This is a genomic window from Methanomassiliicoccus sp., from assembly GCA_033485155.1.
Lineage (GTDB): Archaea > Thermoplasmatota > Thermoplasmata > Methanomassiliicoccales > Methanomassiliicoccaceae > UBA6.
In genome coordinates this window covers 369,997-393,442 of the sequence record JAWQJJ010000001.1, presented here as the reverse complement: position 1 = coordinate 393,442, position 23,446 = coordinate 369,997, and the positions used below count along the sequence as shown (strand labels likewise).

The following is a 23,446-nucleotide window of genomic DNA, read 5'->3' as shown; positions in this document are numbered from 1 at the left end:
AGCGGGGCGCGTGGGGTCGTCGTCTGCTTCTGACGAGCAAGTGATCCCGTGATCCCATGGCCTTTATCGAAGCTACGAACATCAGGACATTACCGGCCACTATCAGGGAACGAGGGGTTCACTGCCATTCATCAAAACGAATGCCCAATCCCAGGTATAGTTCGTGCTTGAGATCCATAGCCAACTGCTTTGCCTCGTTCATTATTGCCTCCTCATCCTCCGCATCCGGATGTGCCGAGACAATTTTTGTCATGCCGATCAGGTAATCCCTGACATAATCGTTGATGATGGTACAGACCTCCCTGTTCCTGTTGGTATTCGAATATTCTTCGAAAAAACACTCTTCAATCATATTGTACGCGTCAGGGAAGGCGTCCACTACGTCCCGGAAAGCGCCGAGCTCCTTCTTCATCCAAAACTCATCGGAGAGTGCATTGTCAAGTGTCTGAATCATCAGGCTGTACATCTTATCGATGTTCGGCCCTTTCTCGGCCAATTTTCCCTTGTTGATCTTCACTGCGATATCCACATATACTGGATTTATGAAATCGGACGCTTCAATCTTTGACAGATGCAGATTGGTCATTTTTATCCTAATTTGAAAATACAATAGTGTTCTATTTGAACTTGCACTCCTGAGGAGCAAATCTGATTATTCAGATAGATAGCGCTTGGGAAATGCAGTTGATCTGGATCTTATGATCCGACGGGATTGAACCTGAACATGCCTTTCGGCACCCTCATCTCGAATCTGGCTCCTTTGCCAGGTATCCCATTCTCCCGTAGAGAAATGCCAGTGATCGCCAGTATCTCTTTGGAGAGGAAGAGGCCAAGGCCTGTGCCTTTTCCATAACCCCGCTCGAATATACGTTCCTTCTCAGCATAAGGTACTCCTTCTCCATCATCCTCATAGGTGATGAGGAGATCGCCATTGTCACCATCAGCACAACAAAACCGGGCTGAGACGGGTTTCCCTCCATACTTGACGCTGTTCTCAAGGAGATTGTAGAACACCTTGCCCAGCATCGGGTCGGCGAAGAGTTCCAGATTGCGACCTCTCTCGCAAACTTCGATATTTTTGACATCGAGCAACTTGTTATCTCCTGCTACCAGCTCACTTACATTTTGCCAGCTTGGTGCTACGGTCCCTAGGTTTTGATAGTCTTTGGTGAAGTTTATCTGGGCCCAGATATTGTTGGCCGCCTTCTCTATCTTGTCCATTCGGGCCAGGGTCGCATTGTCCGTAACGCGGTTCTTGGTGAGGTCCAGATTGCCTTTGAGCACGATCAATTGGTTGTTTATGTCGTGCCTGGTGATGTTGCCGAGTAAATTCAGCTTCTCATTCGCGCGCCTATAGGCCTCTTCGAACCTCCTCCGTTCTGCGTTCTCTTTCATCAGGCTGAGCTTGTTCAGATAAAGCATAGAGATGAGGGCCGATAGGTTCGCACAAAAACGGGTCGCTGCCTCGACCTTTGCCCTGTTCCACCGGGGAACGGCCCCCAGAGCTGCCAGATAATCCTCCTTTCTATAGCCGAACCTTTCCGCTTGCTCGACGAAAAGACTGATGTCAGGGTCTTCGTCGTCGAAGAAAAATTGTCCTATGAAGATATTTCCAATGTGCTGTCCATCGATGAAAAGTGGCGTGACCACGTGTCGCATCAGGTTCTTGCACCTATAACAGTAATTTTCTCCCTCCTCCAGGTATAAGGTGGGACGGGTTTCGCTCTCGATGCAATTTTCCCGTGACCGAGGATCCTTCCTATGGAATTGGGTACAGATCTTGTGGCATCCTGCCTGAACTATGATCCGACCATCCATCCGTATTATGGCGATACCCATATTCGTGAGCTCATAGAAATCATCGACGACCTTCTGGAGCTTATCCACTTCCACAACGTCCCTGAACTCGAAGTAAGAGCTTAAACAATTATTCTGATCCCGGGCGTCTGTAGGTTGAGGCTCAACATCGATGATAAGACCTTTCGAGCCACTTGTCATCGCCATAGGGGTGAGCAGTCCTCTTTTAAATATATTAAATATTCTTTATAGAAATTTCTTCTGATATGATCGCGTCTCCGCTCAGCCCAAGGCTGGGCATGGGCAGCCATCGAAAATGTCCCTTCCCCCACCCCCTTGTCCACTTTTTTCGCCGCTCAGTTCAGATGGCGCTTTGTTCTGCACCATCTTCACCGGCTTGACGATACTGGCACGCCTTCTGCACTTCATTCGCCAGGTCGTTCATTTGAAATGGTTTGGGCAATACACCGACGAACCCGTAAGCCTTGTAGTTCGCCATGATGGGATCTTCAGAATACCCCGAGGATACGACCGCTTTGGCCTTGGGATCGATCTCCAAGAGCCTCTTGACCGCCTCCTTCCCTCCCATGCCCTGAGGTATCGTGAGGTCCATGATGACCAGGTCATATTTCCTTCCCTCATCCATCGATTTACGATACTGCTGCAGTGCTTCGTTACCGTCCCGAGCCATTCCTACTTCATAGCCCAGTTCGTGAAGGATGTCGCTGGTCACGTCCAGTATTGCGTCCTGATCGTCCATGATCAATACTCTGGCGCCATTCTGGCTGTGGATGCTCTTTGGTACCGGCAACCTTTCGGGGGCCTTGGCCGGAATGGTACCAGATGCTGGCAGATAAACATGGAAGGCCGTTCCCTTACCCACGGTCGATTCGACCACAATGGCTCCCCCATGCCTCTTGATGGTGGCAAAGACAACATACAGACCCATGCCCGCACCGGTCTTCTTGGTGGTGAAGTATGGTTCGAAGATCTTCGGAAGCACGTCGATTGGAATGCCCGGCCCCGAATCCTTGACCGTAATCGATACGTACTTTCCGGGAGACAAAGAATTGATGCCCGAGTGATCAAGAATAAAATTGGTGGCCGATACCTCCACGCTTCCGCCATCGGGCATGGCATCCTTGGCATTGATGAAGAGGTTGAAGAATACCCGACTTATCTGGCCCGGATCAGCATTTATTGACGATAGATCGTCGGGGAAGTGAAACTCATATTTCACCTTGGTCCCCTGAAATGAGAAATGAGCACAGGTCCGCAGTATCTCTTGGACGTTGACCGGTTGCTTTATCGGCTCTCCGCCCCTGGACAATGATAGGAGTTCCTGAGCGATCTCCCTGGCTCTGAGAGCGGCGATCTCCGTATCCTCCAGGCGGTCGCAGGCACGCGACACGGAACCCAGTTGCTCCTTCAATAAGGATATGTTGCCCATGATCCCTGTCAGCAGATTGTTAAAATCGTGAGCTATGCCTCCGGCCAATTTTCCTACCGATTCGAGCTTCTCCATGCGATCCTTGGCCGCTTCCACCTGATTCCGCTCGGTGACATCCCACCCGGTTATGCAGTAGACCTTTTTTCCCTTATATTCGATGTAGCTTCCATAGAGCTCGACATCGATGGTATTGCCGTTCTGATGCTGGAGGGACAGTTCCGCCCCGACCACGGAACCGTTCTCATTGATGCATTGTAAAATTGCCGCCATTTTTGACCTGTTGGCAGGATTTATCAGATCGAGCGTCAGCTTCGGTATATCCTCCTTGTTGTAACCGAACAGCTTGAAGAAAGCGTTGTTCGCTTCGATCAATGAGTTGGTCTCCGGATCGATGATTATTATCGCCCCAACCGACTGCTCCATCACTGACTTGTATCGCCCTTCGCTTTCCATCAGGTCCTTGGTCCTCTTTTCTATGGACCGGAGCATACCGTTGATCTCTTCTGAGAGGGAGTGGATCTCGTCATCACCTTGGACCGATATGCTTTGAGTAGAGGAGTTGCCGTTCCCGATCCGTCTGACGTCGTCTCCCAACCCGATTATCCTGGATACGACCGCCTTGTTCATGGAAATCAGGGCGATGACCACGACCACGAAACCAAAGGCGATGGTTGCCTCAGATGCCATCGTTAACGCGCTCATCCCTTGAGCGTATGCATCCCTCGGGAGTTCGGCCGATATCAGTATTCCTGTTTGGCCATGGACGTCGTTCATACTGCCGTAACAGAGCGCTATGCTGGAATTGACGTCCGCTATATACACGGACGATGACCTCATGAGGTGATCTCGGGCTGCCGCTTGCTCGGTGGTTCCGATCGAGCCGTTGATGCTGATTATAGATACCGGTGCTCCACTGGCCGAAGAAATCTTACCAAGCATCGCCGCATCGATTCTATTGCCGAAAATGATCGAACCCATGACAGGCCCAGTGGCATCAGAATTCACGATAGCGCATGATGAGATCAAATAAGGGCCGGATGGGAGATTGATTATTCCCGTGATCTTCCTCGAGATAGTATGGTCCTGAAGGACCCCGTCGTTCATCAGGAACGTAAGATCGCCAGAAGGGAACTGATCCTGGGTCCTATTATTCGTATCGTAATGAATATGTAAGACATCCGTGCCTGTTTCATTGATTATTAGGACGATGGTATGATTGATGGTCGCTAGCCCAGCGGCGTTGAAGTTGGCATCGATGTAACCCTGGTTGGGGTCCTGGACGAAGGCATACGTATCGTTCCAGGCAGCCCAGTTGAAGCAATCCACGCCCAACGAGTTCACTTCGCTGACCATCGCCGTATTCACCCGATTCAGCAGATTGCTGGCCTCTCTAGTTTCGGTCTTGCGGACATCCTCGCCGATGAAATAGTTCAAGGCCACTACATCGAGCAGGATCATCACGATGACCGATATGACGATGACAGCAATGGTCTTCTGCAATAGTTTCATGTCAAACCTACCGCGGTGCAATGTCGGGTGAAGTCTCTGGGAACGATCCCTAACGCTTTATCGGTATGTTCGTAGGGATGACCGTTTGCGAGAGCCATCTAGTTGGCTAGAAGAATGAAACCATACAATCAAGATATAAAATAATTGTCAGTATATATTTTCATTGATAATATTGCAACGGCAATCCAATCGGACAAGTGGACTGGTGGCCATGCAAGCAACTTGGGCGTCCGTTAAAACGAGACTGCCGGTGGCAATCGTGTGAATTTCTATGGAACCTACAATAATATCTATAGTAATTTATATTCAATAATCTATATACATTTTAGAAGACGCGACCATGGGGAGGTCCCATAGTATGAGATCAAAGAGCGAAGCGGACATGATCAAGCGACTGATGTTGGAAGCCTTCGAGCGTGGCCAGAGGGCCAGGCTCACAGCGGACCCCGTACCTATCTTCGAGGACTGGTACGAAGCGCGGTGCAAGGCCCTCCCGCCCGAGCTCAGAAGGGAGAGCATCTAATTGGTGTGACTGGACTGCGCCATACAGGATAGGCAACGAAGTAACGCTGGCCGTCCACAGAGCTGATCGGGCCCTAAGGGCGCCTACTTCCATTCTTCTTATACCATGCACCCGCCGTCGCCGGGACGTTCCCTTGGCGACAATGCTTTCTGACCGACCAAGAAGTAGAGAATTTTGACACGCCGGATCTCCGCCGGCGTACGGTCGTTCAGAAGTTGATATCGCCGTAATCGTCGGCGACCTTACGAGTCTCGGTGCGCTCGCAGGGCTCGCAGCGCATGTTCTTGCCCTGCCTGGTCATCGGCTGCCGGCACTTACGGCACAGCGCCTTGACCACTCCGAAGTGGGCCTCCTGAGTAGACAGCTGGACCGATGGCCTGATCTGGATGACCTTAGCCCGTACCAGATCGCCCGGACGGTACTCCTTCCCCACGTCTTGGACGTACTCAGACGAGAGCTTGGACACATGGATCGTCGCCGATGTCTCGCCGGTGATCTCCCGTTCCTTGCCTTCCGCGGCGAAGATATCGCAGATGGCCATGCTCGCCCTTACATCGGTGATGCGGCAGAACACGCTGTCCCCGTTCTTCAGGGTGACCAGGGGGTTCTTGGGCGATACCTTGGCCACCTTCTCTTCCTGGTCCAGATCCAATTCTCCGGCCAGGCTTGACAGGATCTTTCCATCCTGCTCATAAGTGCCCTCCGCGGGCATGTATTCCTCGGCAACAGCGACCTCGTCGCCGGGTAAGACCATCTTCCTGCTCATTTTGTCACATCCAATGAACTGATGCACAACAGTGCAACCTCTATCTCTTTTTTCCTCTTATCGTGGAACTCAAACATGTGAGGTATCTCGAATTTATAGCTTTTCTGGAAGAAGACCTCACAGCCCATGGCCGATATCATCTTGAGAAGGAACTCAACCGTCCTGGCGTTGTGAAGCGAGTAGACGCGGGGGGCGATGCGTACCGCTGCCTCGAGGAACGGACGATCGGCGTTGCGCCTCTGGGCCCCGAAGGGGGGATTCATTATCACCGTGTCCGCACTCAATGCCACCTCGCCCACATCCGCTAGGAGCATATCGACCTCCACGCCGGCCTGGGCCATGTTCATCCGGGCGTCGGCCACTGCAGCGGGATCGACCTCCACGCCGGTCACCGTTGACGCGCCCAGGAGTGCCGCCCCGATGGACAGTATGCCGCCTCCGCATCCTAGATCCACCACCCTCCGGCCGTCGATGTCACCGAAGGAGAATGCGGTGAATAGCATGTCCGCAGCCACCGCCGCCGGGGTGGAATACTGTTCCAGCTGGACCTTGGGATTGGTATGCGGGGAAACCATCTGAAGCTTTCGCTCCAGTTCGTTCTTCTTCATGATGTCAGTGCAGCCCCAGATCAAGGAAGTCTGCGCTGGTAAGGATGCCCACGATGGTCCCCCGCCGGGTGATGAGGACCGCCTCCTCCCTTTGCAGGTGGAGGGATGCCAGTTCGATGGGCGTGTCCTCAGAAAGTATGGGGAACGGGGCCTCCATGATCGCCTCCACTCGGGTCTGCATGACCTCGTCGTAGGACATCCGCTGGTTCCTGGTCTGCTCGATGGTATAGTCCCTGATGCGATCGTCGGTGACCCCTCCCACGATGCGGTCTCCGACCATAACCGGCAACTGGGTGAAGCGGCCTTTCATCATCTTGTCCACCGCTTCGGCCAGAGAGGCATCGGGGGAGATCGACACAACCCCACGGGTGGCAAGATCGCCCACGGTAAACCGGGCACCCATGTTCTTCCCCTCCAGCGCCCGCTTCTTCAGTATGCCCTCGAAGGCGTTGAAGATCTTGCGAACATTGTCGTAGGAGGGGTCGATGCTGCCTTTCTCGATCTTGGCGATCAGCGACTGGGATACCCCGGCCAGGGACGCCAGTTCCCTCTGGGAGAGATCGAGGCGCTTCCTCATCTGCCGGATCTCTTCCAGATCGGGGAGCTGGGGGATGAGGGTTAAACTGAGGGACGACATGGCACTAACATCCTGCGAGCGATGCTATGCTTATGACGTATATAGATTCTTATATTACAAATTTTTGCGGCCAAAATAATTATATATAAATAATCAATTTTAATACTGGCCAGTAAATACCGATTAATAGATACATTCTACAATGACTCAACATGGAACGAAGAGGGGTTCCGCTATGGAATTATCAGGCGGTCCGTTCCTCCCTCGCCATTTTAGGTGCACTTTGATCGCCCCGAAGCACCGAGGCAGATATGCTTCCGATATAACTCACCGTTATGGCGTAATAGATAAATATCTATTTTGACTAGGCATGAATAGATGTAACCTAAAAATTTGGTTACAAAAATATACGAACCGCGTAAATTTTAAGTCGCATTAGAATCTCTTAACCAACAACGGTTAAAAAGCCGTGCAAGTTGTCGCAAAATATTGGGCGTATCGATCGGGGTGCGCTAGCAAACGGGCAAAGGAGTGGAAGGAATGAGGTCCCAGGAACAGGGCAGAGGCGGCGGCAGGAACGATCTGCCATCACTACCGAGCTACGGGGCGGCGCGGCCGCCCGGTCTCGAATACATAATGGGTGGCTGCGGCATCGCCGGAACCATCGACGTGAGCGGGGGCAAGATGTCCGGGGAGGTCATCTCCAGGATGCTGACCACAATGAGGGAGAGGGAGAACGGATTGGGGTCTGGGTACTCTGCCTACGGGCTGTTCCCCGAGGACCTCAAGGATCTCTACTGCCTGCAGTTCTTCTTCGATGATGAGAACGCCATGTGCTGCGTCGAGGAATACCTTAAGGACCGGGGCGACATCGTCAAGGACGAGAGAGTTCCTACCCGGAAGGTCCCCTCCATGAGGCCTCCGTACCCCATCGTGTGGAGATATTTCTTCCAACCCGATCCGCTGTCCAGTAGCTACTTGATCAAAGGCCAGGGCCCTGACGAGTGCGTCGTTGACGTCGTCATGGGCATCAACAACGGCATACCCAACGCCATGTGCGTTTCCAGCGGCAAGGACATGGCGGTGTTCAAGGGCAATGGTTACTCCTATGAGGTGGCCGAGTTCTACGAGCTCGGTCGCTACTCGGCCCAGATGTGGCTCTCCCACTCGAGGTTTCCCACCAACACTCCCGGGTGGTGGGCCGGCGCGCACCCTATCAGCCTACTGGACTGGTCCGTCTGCCATAACGGTGAGATCACCTCATATGGGGTGAACAAGAAGCTGGTGGAGATGCATGGCTACAAGTGCTCGCTCCTGACCGACACCGAGGTCGTCACCTACCTGTGGGACCTCCTGGTGCGCCGGCACAACCTGCCCCCGCAGGTGGCAGCGTTCGCCCTGGCCCCCCGCTACCATGACGAGATTGAGCGCATGGATCCTAAGAGCAGGGCCCTGGCGGAGCAGCTGCGGATCACCTACAAGGAAGCGTTCCTCAATGGCCCCTTCTCCATCCTGGTCGGTAGGGGACAACCAGACATCACCATGATCGCCATGGCCGACCGCAAGAAGCTGCGCCCGCTGTTGTTCGGCCGCAGCGCCGACAACAAGCGCCTGTTCGCCGCCTCGGAGGAATGCGCTGTGCGCATCGTCGAGGAGGATGCGGAGACCTGGGTCGGTGACCCTGGGAGCCCGATGATTGCCTCCGTGGGTAAAGGCCTGATACGGAACGGCACCGAGGCCCCGTTCAAGGGGGTGCTGTGATGAACGCGCCCGCGCACGCTTCCCTGGACGACAAGGAGAGGGTCTTCGACCGCATCATCCCGGACAAGTTCCGACCGATCATCGACCGCAACGCCTGCCTGAACTGCAAGCGATGTGTCAAGGAGTGCAGCTTCGGGGCTCTGGAATGGAAGGACGACCGGGTGGTCTACAAGGGCGGTTGCGTGGCCTGCCAGCGTTGCTCGGCCATGTGCCCGGCCCGATGCATCGAGATCGCCACCGTGCCGTCCGGGCTTCCACCCCACGCCAGCTACACCGAGCGGGTCCGCCAGGGCATAAACGCCCAGGCGTCCTCGGGTGGGGTCCTGTTGTGCTCCTGCGGCACAGACATGCCCTATGGCATGATCTTCGACGACCTCATTCTGGATGCGGCCCAGGTCACCAATCCGTCCATCGATCCTCTCAGGGAGCAGGTGGAGACCCGTACCTACGTCGGCCGGCGGTCCTCGAGAGTCATGCTCTCCGGCGATGGGTACGTGACGGAGAGCGACGGTTCGGGGCCGGTGGTGGCCATGGACATGCCCATCATGTTCGGCCACATCTCCCTGGGTGCGGTCAGCTACAACTGCCAGCGATCACTGTTCCAAGCGGCCAAGGACCTCAACATACTGGCCGGCTCGGGGGAGGGGGGCCTGCACGCGGACTTCCTCCAGTTCGCCGACCATATTAATGGCGAGGTGGCGTCAGGCCGCTTCGGCGTGACCCCGGAATACCTGAGACGCACCGCGGCGGTGGAGATCAAGGTCGGGCAGGGCGCCAAGCCAGGCCACGGGGGGCACCTGCCGGGAGAGAAGGTCAGCGACCTCATCTCGCAGACCAGGATGATCCCTCTGGGGACCGATGCGCTGTCTCCCTACCCTCATCATGATATCTACTCGATCGAGGACCTTCAGCAGCTGATCGCCGCGCTCAAGGAGAGCGTGGAGTACCGCGTTCCGGTGGGGGTCAAGATCGCCGCCGTGCATAACGTGGCGGCGATCGCCTCGGGCGTGGTGCGGGCGGGCGCCGACTTCATCACCATCGACGGGTTCCGTGGCGGCACTGGCTCCACGCCTAGGGTTATCAGGGACCACGCCGGTCTGCCCATCGAGGTCGCCACCGCGGTCGTCGACAAACGGCTCAACGAGGAGGGGCTGAGGAACCGCGTTACCGTCTGCGCCGGCGGGTCCATCCGCAGCGCCGCGGACATGATAAAGGTCATCGCCCTGGGGGCGGACGTGGCCATGGTGTGCACCTCCGCCCTCATCGCCATGGGGTGCCAGGTCTGCCAGTCCTGCCACCGCGGGCTGTGCGCCTGGGGCATCGCCACCCAGAGACCGGAACTCACCTCCCGCCTGGACCCCGAGATCGGGGCAAGGCGGGTCACCCGTCTGTTCCACGCCTGGAACGAGGAACTGAAGGAGGTCATGGGAGCCATGGGCATCGACGCCGTCGAATCGCTGGTCGGTAACCGCGACCGGCTGAGGTACTTCGGGCCGAACCAAAAGATCGCCGAGGTCATGGGCGTGAAGCACGTCGGCGAGGGGTGGGGGTGAGCACATGGATGGCACGATACTTACCAAGACCGTCGTGCTCGACGGGGTGAAGGAGACGACCATCGACGTGTCCGGTCGGGACCAATGGGGCAGGCCCATCGACCAGCGGGAGCTGAACATCGAGGTCCGCAAGGCCATCGGCGAGGGCGCTGACCGCATCATCCTGGAAGGGGTCATGGGGCAGCGGTACATCGCCTCGGCGGCGACGAACCGATGCCTATATATCGGCATCAAGGGCACCCCAGGCAACGACCTGGGGGCGTTCATGGACGGTCCCACTCTAGAGGTGTTCGGAAATGCTCAGGACATGACCGGCAATACCATGTCCTCGGGCCGCATCGTGATCCACGGCAACGCTTGGGACGTCACCGGCCTGGCGGCCCGCGGCGGCCGCATTCTGGTCAAGGGGAGTTCCGGCTACCGCGTGGGCATCCACATGAAGGCCTTCGGCTCGTCCAAGCCATCGGTGGTCATAGGCGGGAGCACCGGCGATTACCTCGGCGAGTACATGGCCGGCGGCACGGTGCTCGTGCTCGGCCACGGCGTCCCCGAGGCCGAGTCTCCGGTCGGCACCTTCATCGGCGCCGGCATGCACGGCGGCGTGATCTATGTTCACGGCCGGGTCGACGAGCACCAGCTGGGGACAGGGGCCAAACTGTGCCCCTTGGAAGCGGAGGATCGCGAGGCGATCGAGGAACTGCTGTCCGATTTCGAGCGTTCCTTCGGGATGACCGAGGAGCGGGACTGGGAGAGATACTCCAAGATCATGCCCATGTCATCCCGACCGTTCCGGGGCCGGTTCGATCCCACCATGGTTTGGCCCTAGACGCCGGGGAACCGCATCACCGACTCGAGGACGATGCGGACCTCCACGTCCTTCAACCCCAGGGGCATGATGGACGTGGCAATGGTATTGTCAAGGGTGTGATTGTCCGGCGCGTGCAGCCGGACCATGACCCTCTTCCCGCCGCTTACCAGCAGGACCTCCATGACTCCGTCGACCTCATGGAGCTTGCGGAGGTCCTTCACCGACACCCCGTCCCCTACATTGGCCAACACGATGGCGTCCGACCGCATGCCCATGAGCTCGTTGTTCACGATGGCGGCGTAGCCTAGGACCACCTTGTAGTCCTCCATCCGCCTGATCCGGTCGCGCACCGTCGACGGCGACCTGCGAAGCTTGGAGGCTATCTCGCGGTAGGTCATCTTGCCATCCATCATCAGCAGCTTCAGGATGCGATGGTTCATATCGTCTACAGCGACCATTGCTTGCCTCATTCGTTTCATTGAACAGCCAGCGATTTATACCTTTTGACCCAGCCGTCGATTTTTGGTGAAAACTACGCCCCGGCGTCACCGGAACGCGAGAAAAGCACCAACAATGTGCGCCGGGGTCAACGACTTCCCCAGGCCCCTTGCACCAGTAAAAGATAGATGCCGGCCTAGAGGCCGGATATGAACATCGGTGTTTCGGGTCGGGGAGAGTAGCAGGACTCGGTCGTGTCGCCCACCGTCAGGGCGAACTTCGTGGGCAGGGTCTCCACCGCGCCCCGCATCACCTCGCCCAGACGCTTGGGGGTCGCCATGACCCGGGCGTTGACGACCAGCCTCGCTTCCTCTGCCAGGTAGCGGGAGCCCCGCACTCCGTCAGTCTGGACTGAATCGGCCACCAGGGACATCTTCGCTCCCACCCGGGGGGAAGTGATCATTACCTTGACGTGGGCGAGATCTTCCGCCGGGAACGAATCCGCCGCTGCCCGCAGCACCGAGGTCGCCAGGTCGTAGAGGTCAACGCGCTCCGAGGGCACCACCCTGCTGGTGGAAGAGTACCACGACATGGCGGACTTCTCCGCCGCGAACCGCTTGTGGTCCTCGCTCATTCGCACCTTGGCGCTCCGCTCCGCCGAGAGCACCAGGGATGCGATGTCCTGCATCCCCTGACCGGTCCGGGCAGAGTAGGGCATCACTTTGGCGTCGGGGGCCAGAGCCTTCACCGCCTCCATGGCTCGCTCCACCCCCTGATCATCTAAGCGGTCGGCCTTGGATAGTAGGACGACCTCGGCCTCCCTCACCTGGTGCGCGGGTATCAGGCGCTTCGAGCTCTCCATCCCGGCCGCCCGGGTGGCATCGACGACGACGAGGAACGGCGCGACGTCGAACTCCTCAGGGTACTGCGCTCGCAGGGGCTCTACCACCGAGGACAGGATGTTGGTGGAGGTGCCGATGGGTTCGGCAAGGATGACGTCCGGCCTGCTGGTTTGGACCATGGAGCGAGCGTTCTTCACGAACTCGGGGAAGGTCGAACAGAAGCAGCCGCCCATGACCTCCCGGACGTCGAAGCCGGCCTCAGAGGCGTACTGGGTGTCTACAAGTATGTGCCCCTGGTCGTTGGTGATAATGGCCACGTCCTTCCCGTGCCTCTCCTTCAAATAGCGAGCAAGGCCGACCAGGAGGGTGGTCTTCCCCGCCCCCAGGTAGCCGCCGATCACAGCGAAACGCGTCCTCGTGGTCATCCCTTCGGCCATGGCATTGTTGGATAAATGGCTTTTCTAGCTTTGATCGCTCAGGCCATCGATGCATATGGCTCGCCGCAGGAACGGGCAGCTGTCGCAGGGAATGCTGACGGTGCAAGCCTTCCGGCTGGCCACCCCTTTCAGCGCGCACAGTATGGCCATGTCCACCGGCCGTATGGTGCCCTCCCGACCGTTGGCCGCCAAGGTGGCCCTTTCCTCCGCCGAGGGCTCCGAGCTATAGCAGCATCCGTTTCGGACGAATTCCAAGCAGCGCTCCATCTCCTTAGGCGAGCACCCGTCGCATCTTGTGCCAACCTTGGCCAGCGGCCCGAAGAGGTTGGCCAGGGGATCGACCACGAAGATCCTTCCGTCCCTGCCGATAGTAATGTGAATGGTTCCAGGGGCCGCCGGGGCCAAGTATTCCTGCCTGGTGCCCCGCACCTTCTTCTCATCCACCACCGTCCAGAAGTCGCGTAGCTGGTGGCTGAGCTGATACACCAGCTGATGGTAGCCTATGTTCACCCGATCGGCCAGCTCCTGTTTGGTCACCGGATGGTCCAGCGCCATTACGTACAGGTTTCGGAGGATGGAACGCCGCATGTCGTGGTTCACGATAGAGGTGTAGACCTCCGGGTCGATGTATGCGATCTCGATCTTGCACCCGGCCATAATATTTGAATGAACACTCAAATATTTGAAAAGTTTTACTGGCCGCTCCCGGCCGTAAGATCAATCGGTCATGCGGTGGGTAGGATTGGGGCGGGACGGGGAGAAGCAGGTATCCTCGAAGCCCTCTACCTCCACCCGGGGGGCGTCTAGGGCGATCCGCACCGCTTCCCGTATGACCTCGGCGAGCTTGTCCGGCGAGGATACCACACGAGCGTTGAGGTTCAGCACCGTCGCTCCCTCACCGTACCGGGACCCCTTGACCCCGTCGACGTTGACGTTGCCGTTCACCAGGTTCATCTTCAGGGCGTTCTTCTCCGACCGGAGGATGAGCTTGACGTGCGCCAGGTCAGCATCCCCGTACTGCGAGGAAATGTAGCCGATGAGCTTGAGAGCGACGTCGTAGGAATCGGTCCTGGCTGGCAGGGTGAAGCGGAAGGTGCCGTTGTACCACCCCAGCTCCGCCTCTGCCGCCGCATAGCGGTCGTAATCGATGTCCACTGGCGAATGCTGCGACCTCCTGCCCGAGCGCACAGTCTCCAGGATGGCCTTTACCCCATCACCGCTGACCGCTGAATAATCGATGATCTCGGCCGAGGGATTGTAGTTCCTCAGCACCTCCCGCAATGCCGCCAGGTCCTTCTGCTCCACGGTATCGACCTTGGAAAGGACCACAACCTCGGCCTCCTCGATCTGGTGCTTGCGCAGGTAACCGTTCAGCGTCTCGGGGTCGGGGACCGCCTCCTTGAGCGATCCGGCATCCACCAGGACCATCAGCGGAGCGACCTCGAACTCGTCGCCATAAATCGACCGCAAGGGGGCCATCACCGTCGCCTGGAGGTCGGTGCAGCTGCCCACCGGCTCGGCGATGATGAAGTCTGGCTTATGGTCGGCGACCAGGCCGCGGGCGGACATGATCAGGTCGTTGAACTTGCAGCAAAAGCATCCCCGAAGCACCTCGGCCACGTTGAACCCCATGTCCCTCGAGTACTGGGTGTCCACCAGGGTCTCCCCCTGGTCGTTGGTGATGAGACCGACCGCGCTGCCGGACTTGGCTAGCTCGGTGGCGAGCTTGATCATAAGGGTGGTCTTCCCCGATCCGAGGAACCCTCCCAGGATAGCGATCCTTGTGGTCATGATTTCCACTTAACGCCCGTCAACGATGGGCGCTGATAAAACTTTTGCTCCCCAGCAACGAAAGTGAAGAAAAAGGGCGGCGGGGGCATCGCCGCCGGAACGAACAGCTCATTTCTTTATCATGTTCAAGGTCGTCTGGTGATCGAACACCGGGAACACCCGGCCGCTGCAGAAGGCCATGGGGCCCGACGCCACGGGGTCCATCATCATCCCCATGAGGTTGTCCATGCTGGGAGTGTCGTAGAGCACGTACACGCTATGATCGGCATGGTCGTCCCAGGACCCCAGGAACTTCACTCCGAACTTTGAGGCTATGCTCTCGATGTTCTCGTACCATTGCACGGTTATCTCCCGGAACTTATCGTGGTAGGCGGGGCAAAGATCGGCCGGGTGCCTTGTCACCTGCATCACTAGCATCCTTTTTCCTCCGGGAGAATATACTTAATCTAACGGTATAATAATCATGCGTAGAGGGTGAAAGAAAATCTCCTACGCCTATCTCGATGAAAAGGATAGGGCGAGAAGGACGGCCACCGGCGTCGATCCTCCTGGGCCGCTTGCGGCATCCTGAGAAAAATACCGGAAAGACCATCTACTCCCAGGTTCGGATGGAGGGGGGCGATGGTCAACGAGATCTCCTGCCAAGATTTAGCCAAGGTCTATGACAACGGAAAGGAAGCGCTCTCCGCGGTCAGCTTCACCATTCCGACCACGGGCATCTTCGCTCTCATCGGGCGGAACGGGGCGGGAAAGACCACGCTGACAAGGATCCTGTCAACCCTTCTGGAGCCCAGCACCGGGCGGGCGACCATCGACGGGCTGGACGTGATGGACGATGCGGCCGAGCTGAGGAACCGCATGGCGGTGGTTCCACAGGAGGGGAGGACCATCCCCTGGATGTCCCCGGTGCAGATGATCACCTCCTATCTGCTTTGGCGGGGGATGGGGTACCGGGAGGCGAAGAGCAAGGCCCGGGAAGCCGTGGCTTTGGTGGGCATTCAGGAGCACGCCGACCGTCTGAACCGCATGCTGTCCGGAGGGATGAAGCGGAAGACCCTTGTGGCCATGGTCATCGCCTCGGGTGCGGACCTCATATTCCTGGACGAGCCGAGCACCGGCCTGGACCCCATTTCCCGCAAGGAGCTGTGGGACCTGTTGATGGAGATAAGCAAGGACCGCTTCCTGTTCATGACCACCCACTATCTGGAGGAGGCCGAGGCCATCGCCGGCCGCATCGGGATCCTGGACAGCGGCCGGCTTTTGGCCTTGGGAACGATGGACGAGCTGAGAACGGGGATCGGGCACCAGTATGTGCTCCGGTTCCCGACCGGCATCGAGCTCCCCCCGTTCGAGGGCCGGGTGATGGTGGGCAGGGATGGGTTCTCTCAGGTCATGACCACCGAGGAGGGTTCCCATACTCTGTCCAAAGCCCTCATCTCCAGGGGGGTACGGTTTTCCCTGAACCCGGTCTCGCTGGAGGACATCTTCTATCAGGCGGTAGGAAGAAAGTTGGACGGCGAGAACGGGGAGGGAGGGGAATGAGCAAGCTCTCCAGCCAGCTCCTGGCCTCGATCCTGGTGAACGCTATCTACGAGATGAGAAACTATCCTGTGATCTTGATCAACACCCTCATCTCGCCGCTCTCCTTCCTCATCCTCATCTTCTTTGTGAGCCGCGGCGAGCTGCTGGGAGTGGCCATCCTGGGAGGCATGATCATGACCATGTTCCAGAGCGGAATGTTCCTGCAGGCCGACCTCTCCCACCTCAAGAACGACTTCCGGCTGCAGGAGATGGTGGTAGCGTCCCCCACCGGCGCCGGGTCGTACGTGGCGGGGATGGCGCTCTCCGAGCTTATCTATAGCTCCCCCGCCCTCGTCATCCTGATCGCGCTCTTCGCCCTGTTCGTCCCGGTGACCGCGATACAGGCCCTAGCCATCGCCGTGGTCATGCTGCTCATGTTCCTCACCTCGGTGTCCTTGGGCTTCGCCCTGGCCACGGTGTCTTCGGACATTGTGCAGAGCTTCGGGTTTTCACGGCTCATCACCACCCTGTTCTCCACCCTGGCCCCGGTGTACTACCCGCTGAACCTCATCCCCCAACCTTTCCAGTGGCTCGCCTACCTCTCGCCCACGACCTACACCGCCCGCCTTGTGCAGGCCCTGGCCGGCTTCGTGGTCGTGCCTTTGGGAACCATGGTCCTGGACGCGGCAGTGGTCCTCTCCCTGACCCTCGTGTTCCTGTACATCGGCATCCGCAAGTCGAGGTGGAGGGAGAGGTGATCGCCTACCCGACGTTCACTTGATGAGCCGCATCGCCTCCTCCACCGTGGCGTCCTCGTGGACGACCGAGGAGATTGCTTTCAGCATGCCCACCATGTCGTTCGCCTGGAACACGTTACGGCCGATGGCCACTCCCGCTCCCCCCGCCTCGATGGAGTCGCGTACCATCTCCAGGATGTGCTCGGTGGTGTCCATCCGAGGGCCTCCGGCGACAACTACCGGCACGGGGCACCCCCGCACGACCTCCCGGAAGGTCTCCACGCTACCAGTATAGCTCGTCTTCACGATGTCCGCCCCCAGCTCCGCCGCCGCCCGGGCCGCGATCTTCACGTACTCGGCGGACCTCTCTGCGGCGATCTTCCGGCCCCGGGGATACATCATGGCCACCAAGGGCATCCCCCACTCCCGGCACTTCATGGATGTTGTGCCCAGCGCCCTCAGCATCTCACCCTCGGTCTCCGCCCCGACGTTGATGTGAACCGAGACACCGTCGGCGCCCATCTTGATCGCTTCCTCCACCGTGGTCACCAGCACCTTGTCGTTGGGGTCCGGGGACAGGGAGGTAGAGGCCGACAGGTGCATGATCAGCCCGATGTCCTTGCCGTGCCGCCGATGACCATGGAGAGCCAGTCCCAGATGGCCCAGGACGGCATTGGCGCCCCCCTCGGCGGCCTTGTTGACCGTATCGCCCATGCTCTCCAGCCCGCTTATGGGGCCCAGGCTCATCCCGTGGTCCATCGGGACGATGACCGTCCTGCCGGTATCCCTGTTGATAATCCTTTCCAAACGCACTGCCTTTCCAGTATAGCTCATGCCATTTCACCTCGTGGTACATGGTGGAACGATCAGGCCTGCCGCGTGCTCACGCGCAGGCCGTCAAAAAACAAAGCTGAAGCTGCGGAAGCGGATCGATGAACAGACTGAAGCGCTTCGGCGGCCCATTTGTTCCAACCTACGTCGGGATAAGCATGTCGCCTATTTGAAAATGGTCTCGCCCCATCGCAGCGACCTCAGAAAGGGTTAGATAGCCGTGGAACCGAAGCTAATGCGAAGGGGCGAGAGTTTGAGCAAGTTGATCGTCACCGTCTTGTGCATCGCCGGAGAGATCGCCTCGGTGGCCGCCGGTTTCATCATCTACATGATGTACGCCTGACATGAGCGCCTTACCAGGCCAGTAGGCTCCCACGGAATGATGGTTTTGGCATCGGACCGTTCTCGACCGCGAGCGGATGCCGTTCCTGATCGCGTTATGGCTCGAAGGCAATGGCGCGTTCCTGCGGCCAAAGGCGCTGTTGAACGACCGGGCGACAAAACAGGGATTAATATCTCCTGTACGAAGGGACACCGGTCCGACATGACCTCAGCCATCTATGAATGATCGTCGGACCGAGGAACATCAATGATCGTCGGCTACCACGCTTCCCATGAACAGTTCCCGCCGAGCCGTCTGCTCGAATTGGTCAGAAAGGCGGAGGCGGCAGGTTTCAACGGTGCTTTGTCCTCCGACCATTTTCATCCTTGGAGCCGCGAGCAGGGCCACAGTGGGTTCGTGTGGTCTTGGCTGGGGGCGGCAATCCAGGTCACCCGCATTCCGTTCGGGGTGATTACCGCGCCGGTGCAGAGGTACAACCCGGCCATAGTGGCGCAGGCCGCGGCCACCCTTGCCGAGATGTTTCCCCGCAGGTTCTGGATGGCGGTCGGGAGCGGGCATAATATGGATGACCTCGGCGATCGCCACAGGGAAACTCCTCTTCACTCCGAGGATCGCTTCGCTGTACGATTACGCCGTCCTGTGGATCCTGGTGCTAGCCATCGCCCTGGTGATCACTGCAGGCCTTCTGTTCTCCGCACCGGCCACTCTTGTTCAGGGCCTCTACTCCAGCGTTGAGGGGCTGGACCTGAGCGAGATCCTGCCATGGATCGGGTTCATGATGTCCGGAGCGGCCGGACTTATCTGGTTCTCGTACTGGCTATCGGCGCGCGGGTTCGGGGCGGCTCTGGGTGAGCATGAAGGGAGGGAAGGTACTCCTAATGGAATGACGGCAGACAAGTATGCACCCCTGAACGAGCATGAGGTGTCGGAAGCAAAGAGATGGATTAGGTTAATGACCACATCCACCGTCGTTTCCTCGGCCCTTATCCTGGTCCTCCTCATCTCCCTCCTGGTGTTGGGGACCGAGCTGCTACGGCCGGAAGGTCTGGTGCCAGAGGGTGATGCGGTCACCGATGTGCTGAGCCGACTGCTCGGTGCAGTGTGGGGGCCGGTGGGCACATGGACGATGATCGTGGCGGCGTTCATCGCCTTCTGGAGCCCGGTCATCACCAACTTGGACGGATGGAGCCGAATGTTCACCGAGAGCCTCGGCCTCCTGTTAAAACAGCTCGCCCCACGATCGACCCCGGTCCGGCCCAGGACGTGCGGTTCATCCTCCTTTTCGGGCTCATGGGGATCGTGCCTGCAGTAGCCATCATCATCAGGCCAGAACCGGTTGAGTTCCTGATCCTGGCCGGCTCCATTGAGGCGATCCAGATTCCCTTCGTATCGATTACCGCCCTGTACCTGAACGTCCCCAGACTACCGCCCTGGGTCAGGCCGTCCAGGGCGACTATTGCCGCCATGGTCGTCGCCATCTCGTTCTTTGTCTTTTTTGCCTCCTTCTAACTGTACGACCTGCTCTTCTGACCAAGGATCAGGAAGGATGGCAAGCACGACCGCCGGAGTGCCATCGAGCCGGTCGTGCAGCACGGGGACGACGATGAGCCTGAACGACGTTCGAGCGAGGCCGTTGTATGAAAGGTCCATATCCTCCAGGATGAGAATCGGCCGATCCCTGCAGAGAAGAGCCCTGTGCACCTCGGCTCCTTCATCGACATGATCGGGGTGAGCGAGAGATACGCAGTCGATGCCCAGTATCCTCAGGCGGGGGAACCACTCTACCAGATGGCGGGTCAGAGGGGATGTGAGAAACGGGTGGTCCGCACTGTATGCCTGAGCATCTGCACGGCGCCGATGAGTGCCGGTCCGGATGAGGACGCCGTCCACCTGATGAGAGGCGGGCATGTGAGGGAGATGCCCCTCAGTCAGCGCCATAGTGCCTTCGGCCGGCACATCGAGGCACAGGACTGTGGCGTATTCGTTGATCGGCCCGATCGCCTCTTGGACTGTCAACCCTAGCGGACAGAAATGTCTGGGAGCATCGATGTGGGTGCCCGAATGGGCGTTGAAGCGGACCACGGTGGACACCGGCGTGGGACGCTCAGGACCATCATCTGTGCCTAGTTCCACCGGCGCTGTTCCGGGGAACAGCGGGGTCCGTCCGGTGATGGGATACGAAAGCAGCACGATCATAGCAAATCCGACCTGACGCCGGATTATTGATAGTCTCCTTCCAGGAGCGTCAGCCCCGGGCCACCAATTTTATGATGCTGGACGGGCTGCCCTCGACGTCCCAGGTACCAGTGGGGAGCGTCCATATCTTATCGGATACTTTCTCCAGGCCCCCCGCGTTCACGTTGTTCACTATGAGGGTGAAGATCCTGGAGCTGGTCCGCTTCTTGAAGTCGTTCCACTCCCGGACCAGCCCTTCGTCGGATACTTTGGACTCGCCGTCGGTGAAGAACAGCACGTCCGCGCCGTTCCACTTATCCCCCTTGACCGCTTCCAGCCCGAGGCGCAGCGCGGAATTGAAGTCGGTGTAACCTTCGAAACTGAGGCACATGGTGTCCAGGAGGCTCTTGGCCACCTTCATCTTGTCCGCCAGGTTGATCTCCAGCTTCCAGTCGGAGGCGGCGAAGAGGATGACCTTGATGTCTCTTCCCTCCCGCTCCATGCGCTTTGCCAGCATGAGGATGAAAGCTTTGGCGATCAGCTCCGGCTGCCCGCCCATGGAGCCTGAGGCGTCGATGAGGGCGATGATCGGCCCCTTCTTCCGCTTCTCCGGCGCGTCGTTCCAGTTGAGCCCCCGGAGTTCGTAGGTCAGCAGGTTCCCTTCCAGCAGCTGGGAGAAGAATAGGACTCTGAGGATGGGGACCTTGAGCTTGAGGAGCTCGACCGGGAGAACGTGACGGAGGTCGCTGGATAGCCCGAGATCGTACGCCTCCGAAGGGGCGAAGCTCTTGGCGCGGTCCTGGTGTGCCCCATACTCCACGTCCAACTTCCCCATGAGGTCGATCACCTGCTGGATGTCCCTGCTCCGCTTTAGTAGCGCGTTCATCCGATCGATGTTGCGCATGTACTCGAGGAATACCTCCTCGATGAAGGTCTCGTCGTCGCCGGAGGGGAGCATCTGCTTCATCATGGCCAGCATCTCCATGTAATGCTGCATTTCCTCCACCACTCCGGCCAGGCGGGCGTGGAGGGCCTGGACCAGGACGTCGCGAGCCTCTCCCCGCTCATCGGCGGCATCGAACTCCTCCACCGCCCTGGCCAAGTTATCGACGCTTACCGATGCCCCTCTCTGCCAGGCGACCTGAGTGAGGGCGATGAGACCGTTGAGGCTCTGTTCCGCCGGAGTCCCCGCCGGCAGGGGGGTGGTGCGATCCAGGATGTCCAGCACGGCGCCGATGGCGTGGCGCAGGGAGAGGGCGGCGATTATGTCGCTCCTCGCGGCCATGTCCCTGAGCCGACCCCATTCCTCGGTGGGCCTCAGCGCCCTGAGGATGACGTGGAAGGAACCGTAACGACCGGCGTGCCGGCGGACGTCGACTACCTCGCGGGTGCCTAGTAGCTCCTGGGCCAGAATGGCCGCGATCTCCTCCCGCTTCTTCCGGGGGAGGCGTCTGGGCCTTCCGGTCACCAGCCTGACCGAATCATCGTTGACCGCCTTGCGCCAGCGCACCCCGCCTGCTTCGGTCATGCGATCCCTCAGGGTTCCACCACGTCCTCTGAGAGGACGATCCTCCGGGTGTCGACGAGCAGCCTCTTCATCTCGCTCATTGCCATCGTTTTTGTGTCATACTGGGCGAGGATGTCCTCACGGTCCTTCGGGGTGAGCCAGATGTTGCTGCCCAAACGCTCCAAAAGCGCGGCCCGCTCCCTCCCGAGATCACCCTCCAGGTTCCCGAGCTCCTCCTCGAAGTCTTCCACCTCGCCGAGGTACAGCTCCCGGTCCTTGACGGTTAGACTGAGCTTGACCGTCTCCCCCCGGGAGTCGAACAGCTCCACTAGGTTGGGCAGGAGGCGCGGCGAGACGCGGTGCTTCCGCACCTGATAAAGACCATCCACGCCCGGCAGGGTGTAAGCATGGTCTGGATGTATGGACACATGGTCGACCAGTTCCTTCCAGGCAGTGAACACCTTCTCGCATGATGTGCAGGTCGCCTCCAGCGGGAGAACGAAATCCTTGGCCAGCACCGCCGAGGCATGAAGGTCCCGGAGGTCCTTCTGCTCCCGCTCGATGTTGATGCCCCCGGCCACCGCCATCTCCAGCAGCCGCTTCCTCAGGGTAACGCGCTCCTCAGGGCGGTTCCACAGCATGTGCTGCAGGATGGGCAGGAAGGTCTTGTCCACATGCTCCCGCCCGATGGCGTGGGCGGCCACCTTCATGACCCATACCATCTTCTTCCACCGCCGATCAGACACGCTGACCCCGGTGGAACGGAACTCTTTCCTCAGGGTCACCAGTGAATCGAGGACGTCGTTGTCGATGGGCACGCTGCCCGCTTCCCTCTGGATCTCCCAGATCTCGTCGAGCGCCAGCCGCACCGAGGGAGCGAAGTCCTCGGCGTGGCCCATGATCAATTCGACAAAGTTGGTCTCGTCCTGCACGTACCCGATGTAGTAGCGGAACAGGAAGCGGTCGTAGAGCGCTTCCAAGGACTCGTTCTCCTCCGGCAGCTCGTTGGACGCCCCGAACACCGAGATCAGGGGAACTTCGAGGATCTCCGAGCCGTTATGGTACCGGCGCTCGTTGAGGATGGTGAGCAGTGAGTTAAGGATCGAAGAGTTAGCCTTGAATATCTCATCCAGGAACGACACGTTGGCCGACGGCAGATAACCACCGATCTTGCGGCTGAAGATGTCTGCCTGGAGGGAGGCCAGGGACAAGGGACCGAATATCTCGTCCGGAGTGGTGAACCTGGTTAGCAGATAGTAGAAGAAGTTACCCCCCCTGATGCACCCGCACATCTCCCTGGCAAGCATGCTCTTCGCCGTGCCTGGGGGCCCGATGAACAACACGTGCTCCCCGGAGATCATGGCCAGGAGGGAACCGGCGATCTCATCGTCGCGCTCCTTGAAATTGCGGTTGAGCTCCTCGCTGAGGATCTGGATCTTCGAGGTCATCTACTCCCATTCAGCATGCTTCGT

At 58.6% G+C, this 23,446-nt stretch carries 22 protein-coding genes and 1 pseudogene; 8 read left to right on the top strand and 15 right to left on the bottom strand.

What is annotated here, in order from left to right; genetic code table 11:
- Positions 1-118 precede the first annotated feature (118 nt).
- The 3 genes from SA339_02005 to SA339_01995 form a co-directional block, all read right to left on the bottom strand.
- Positions 119-586 (bottom strand): hypothetical protein, encoded by a 468-nt coding sequence (locus SA339_02005; GenBank protein MDW5561971.1) that lies wholly within the window; start codon positions 584-586, stop codon positions 119-121.
- 110 nt (positions 587-696) lie between these two features.
- A complete protein-coding gene (locus SA339_02000) occupies positions 697-2,004 on the bottom strand; it encodes a PocR ligand-binding domain-containing protein (protein MDW5561970.1) in 1,308 nt (435 codons plus the stop codon).
- A gap of 154 nt (positions 2,005-2,158) precedes the next feature.
- Positions 2,159-4,756: a CHASE4 domain-containing protein gene (locus SA339_01995; protein ID MDW5561969.1), complete on the bottom strand. Its 2,598-nt coding sequence runs from the start codon at positions 4,754-4,756 to the stop codon at positions 2,159-2,161.
- Between the two features lie 358 nt (positions 4,757-5,114).
- On the opposite strand from SA339_01995, the gene SA339_01990 reads away from it, so the two are divergent.
- The gene (locus SA339_01990) at positions 5,115-5,279 is read left to right on the top strand and encodes a hypothetical protein (GenBank protein ID MDW5561968.1); all 165 of its coding nucleotides are present in this window, start codon (positions 5,115-5,117) and stop codon (positions 5,277-5,279) included.
- A gap of 208 nt (positions 5,280-5,487) precedes the next feature.
- Here SA339_01990 and SA339_01985 read toward each other — a convergent pair whose 3' ends face one another.
- Genes SA339_01985 through SA339_01975 form a run of 3 tightly spaced genes read right to left on the bottom strand, consistent with a single transcriptional unit; the run spans position 5,488 to position 7,290 of the window.
- Entirely contained in the window at positions 5,488-6,045 is a 558-nt protein-coding gene (locus tag SA339_01985; GenBank protein ID MDW5561967.1) for an exosome complex RNA-binding protein Csl4, read from the bottom strand.
- A complete protein-coding gene (locus SA339_01980; GenBank protein ID MDW5561966.1) occupies positions 6,042-6,653 on the bottom strand; it encodes an METTL5 family protein in 612 nt (203 codons plus the stop codon). The genes SA339_01985 and SA339_01980 overlap by 4 nt, the downstream gene beginning before the upstream one ends.
- 4 nt (positions 6,654-6,657) lie before the next feature.
- On the bottom strand, positions 6,658-7,290 hold the full coding sequence (locus SA339_01975; GenBank protein MDW5561965.1) for a helix-turn-helix domain-containing protein: 633 nt from the start codon (positions 7,288-7,290) through the stop codon (positions 6,658-6,660).
- A 480-nt stretch (positions 7,291-7,770) separates the two neighbouring features.
- Between SA339_01975 and SA339_01970 the strand changes: the two genes are divergently transcribed.
- The 3 genes from SA339_01970 to SA339_01960 are packed head-to-tail and all read left to right on the top strand — an operon-like array spanning position 7,771 to position 11,370.
- Positions 7,771-8,991 carry a hypothetical protein gene (locus tag SA339_01970; protein ID MDW5561964.1) on the top strand — a complete coding sequence of 407 codons (1,221 nt, stop codon included), beginning with the start codon at positions 7,771-7,773 and terminating at the stop codon, positions 8,989-8,991.
- Positions 8,991-10,544, top strand: a complete 1,554-nt coding sequence (locus SA339_01965) for a glutamate synthase-related protein (GenBank protein MDW5561963.1) — start codon at positions 8,991-8,993, stop codon at positions 10,542-10,544. The genes SA339_01970 and SA339_01965 overlap by 1 nt, the downstream gene beginning before the upstream one ends.
- Positions 10,545-10,548: 4 nt before the next feature.
- Positions 10,549-11,370 carry a hypothetical protein gene (locus tag SA339_01960; GenBank protein MDW5561962.1) on the top strand — a complete coding sequence of 274 codons (822 nt, stop codon included), beginning with the start codon at positions 10,549-10,551 and terminating at the stop codon, positions 11,368-11,370.
- On the opposite strand, the gene SA339_01955 is transcribed toward SA339_01960, so the two are convergent.
- The 5 genes from SA339_01955 to SA339_01935 all read right to left on the bottom strand — a co-directional run bounded on the left by SA339_01955 (position 11,367) and on the right by SA339_01935 (position 15,277).
- Positions 11,367-11,810, bottom strand: a complete 444-nt coding sequence (locus SA339_01955) for an Lrp/AsnC family transcriptional regulator (GenBank protein MDW5561961.1) — start codon at positions 11,808-11,810, stop codon at positions 11,367-11,369. The genes SA339_01960 and SA339_01955 overlap by 4 nt on opposite strands.
- 176 nt (positions 11,811-11,986) lie before the next feature.
- On the bottom strand, positions 11,987-13,057 hold the full coding sequence (locus tag SA339_01950; protein ID MDW5561960.1) for a GTP-binding protein: 1,071 nt from the start codon (positions 13,055-13,057) through the stop codon (positions 11,987-11,989).
- Positions 13,058-13,093: 36 nt separating this feature from the next.
- Positions 13,094-13,726 (bottom strand): hypothetical protein, encoded by a 633-nt coding sequence (locus SA339_01945; protein ID MDW5561959.1) that lies wholly within the window; start codon positions 13,724-13,726, stop codon positions 13,094-13,096.
- 60 nt (positions 13,727-13,786) lie between these two features.
- Positions 13,787-14,860, bottom strand: coding sequence for a GTP-binding protein (locus SA339_01940; GenBank protein ID MDW5561958.1), 1,074 nt, complete (start codon positions 14,858-14,860; stop codon positions 13,787-13,789).
- Between the two features lie 108 nt (positions 14,861-14,968).
- Positions 14,969-15,277, bottom strand: coding sequence for a hypothetical protein (locus tag SA339_01935; protein MDW5561957.1), 309 nt, complete (start codon positions 15,275-15,277; stop codon positions 14,969-14,971).
- A gap of 204 nt (positions 15,278-15,481) precedes the next feature.
- Between SA339_01935 and SA339_01930 the strand changes: the two genes are divergently transcribed.
- Together SA339_01930 and SA339_01925 are read left to right on the top strand one after the other, a co-directional pair.
- On the top strand, positions 15,482-16,402 hold the full coding sequence (locus SA339_01930) for an ABC transporter ATP-binding protein (GenBank protein ID MDW5561956.1): 921 nt from the start codon (positions 15,482-15,484) through the stop codon (positions 16,400-16,402).
- Positions 16,399-17,139, top strand: coding sequence for an ABC transporter permease (locus tag SA339_01925; protein MDW5561955.1), 741 nt, complete (start codon positions 16,399-16,401; stop codon positions 17,137-17,139). The genes SA339_01930 and SA339_01925 overlap by 4 nt, the downstream gene beginning before the upstream one ends.
- Positions 17,140-17,154: 15 nt before the next feature.
- Here SA339_01925 and SA339_01920 read toward each other — a convergent pair whose 3' ends face one another.
- The gene (locus SA339_01920; GenBank protein ID MDW5561954.1) at positions 17,155-17,952 is read right to left on the bottom strand and encodes a 2-amino-3,7-dideoxy-D-threo-hept-6-ulosonate synthase; all 798 of its coding nucleotides are present in this window, start codon (positions 17,950-17,952) and stop codon (positions 17,155-17,157) included.
- A gap of 586 nt (positions 17,953-18,538) precedes the next feature.
- On the opposite strand from SA339_01920, the pseudogene SA339_01915 reads away from it, so the two are divergent.
- A pseudogene (locus SA339_01915) lies at positions 18,539-18,811 on the top strand (LLM class flavin-dependent oxidoreductase).
- Between the two features lie 46 nt (positions 18,812-18,857).
- Positions 18,858-19,604 (top strand): hypothetical protein, encoded by a 747-nt coding sequence (locus SA339_01910; GenBank protein MDW5561953.1) that lies wholly within the window; start codon positions 18,858-18,860, stop codon positions 19,602-19,604.
- A 110-nt stretch (positions 19,605-19,714) separates the two neighbouring features.
- Here the strand turns inward: SA339_01910 and SA339_01905 are convergent, their stop codons facing one another.
- From SA339_01905 to SA339_01895, 3 genes are read right to left on the bottom strand one after another with little or no spacing between them, the layout of a single operon-like run.
- A complete protein-coding gene (locus SA339_01905) occupies positions 19,715-20,488 on the bottom strand; it encodes a cyclase family protein (protein MDW5561952.1) in 774 nt (257 codons plus the stop codon).
- A gap of 49 nt (positions 20,489-20,537) precedes the next feature.
- Complete coding sequence (locus SA339_01900) at positions 20,538-21,995, bottom strand: VWA domain-containing protein (protein MDW5561951.1); 1,458 nt, start codon at positions 21,993-21,995, stop codon at positions 20,538-20,540.
- Positions 21,996-22,003: 8 nt separating this feature from the next.
- Positions 22,004-23,422, bottom strand: a complete 1,419-nt coding sequence (locus SA339_01895; protein MDW5561950.1) for an AAA family ATPase — start codon at positions 23,420-23,422, stop codon at positions 22,004-22,006.
- Positions 23,423-23,446: the final 24 nt, after the last annotated feature.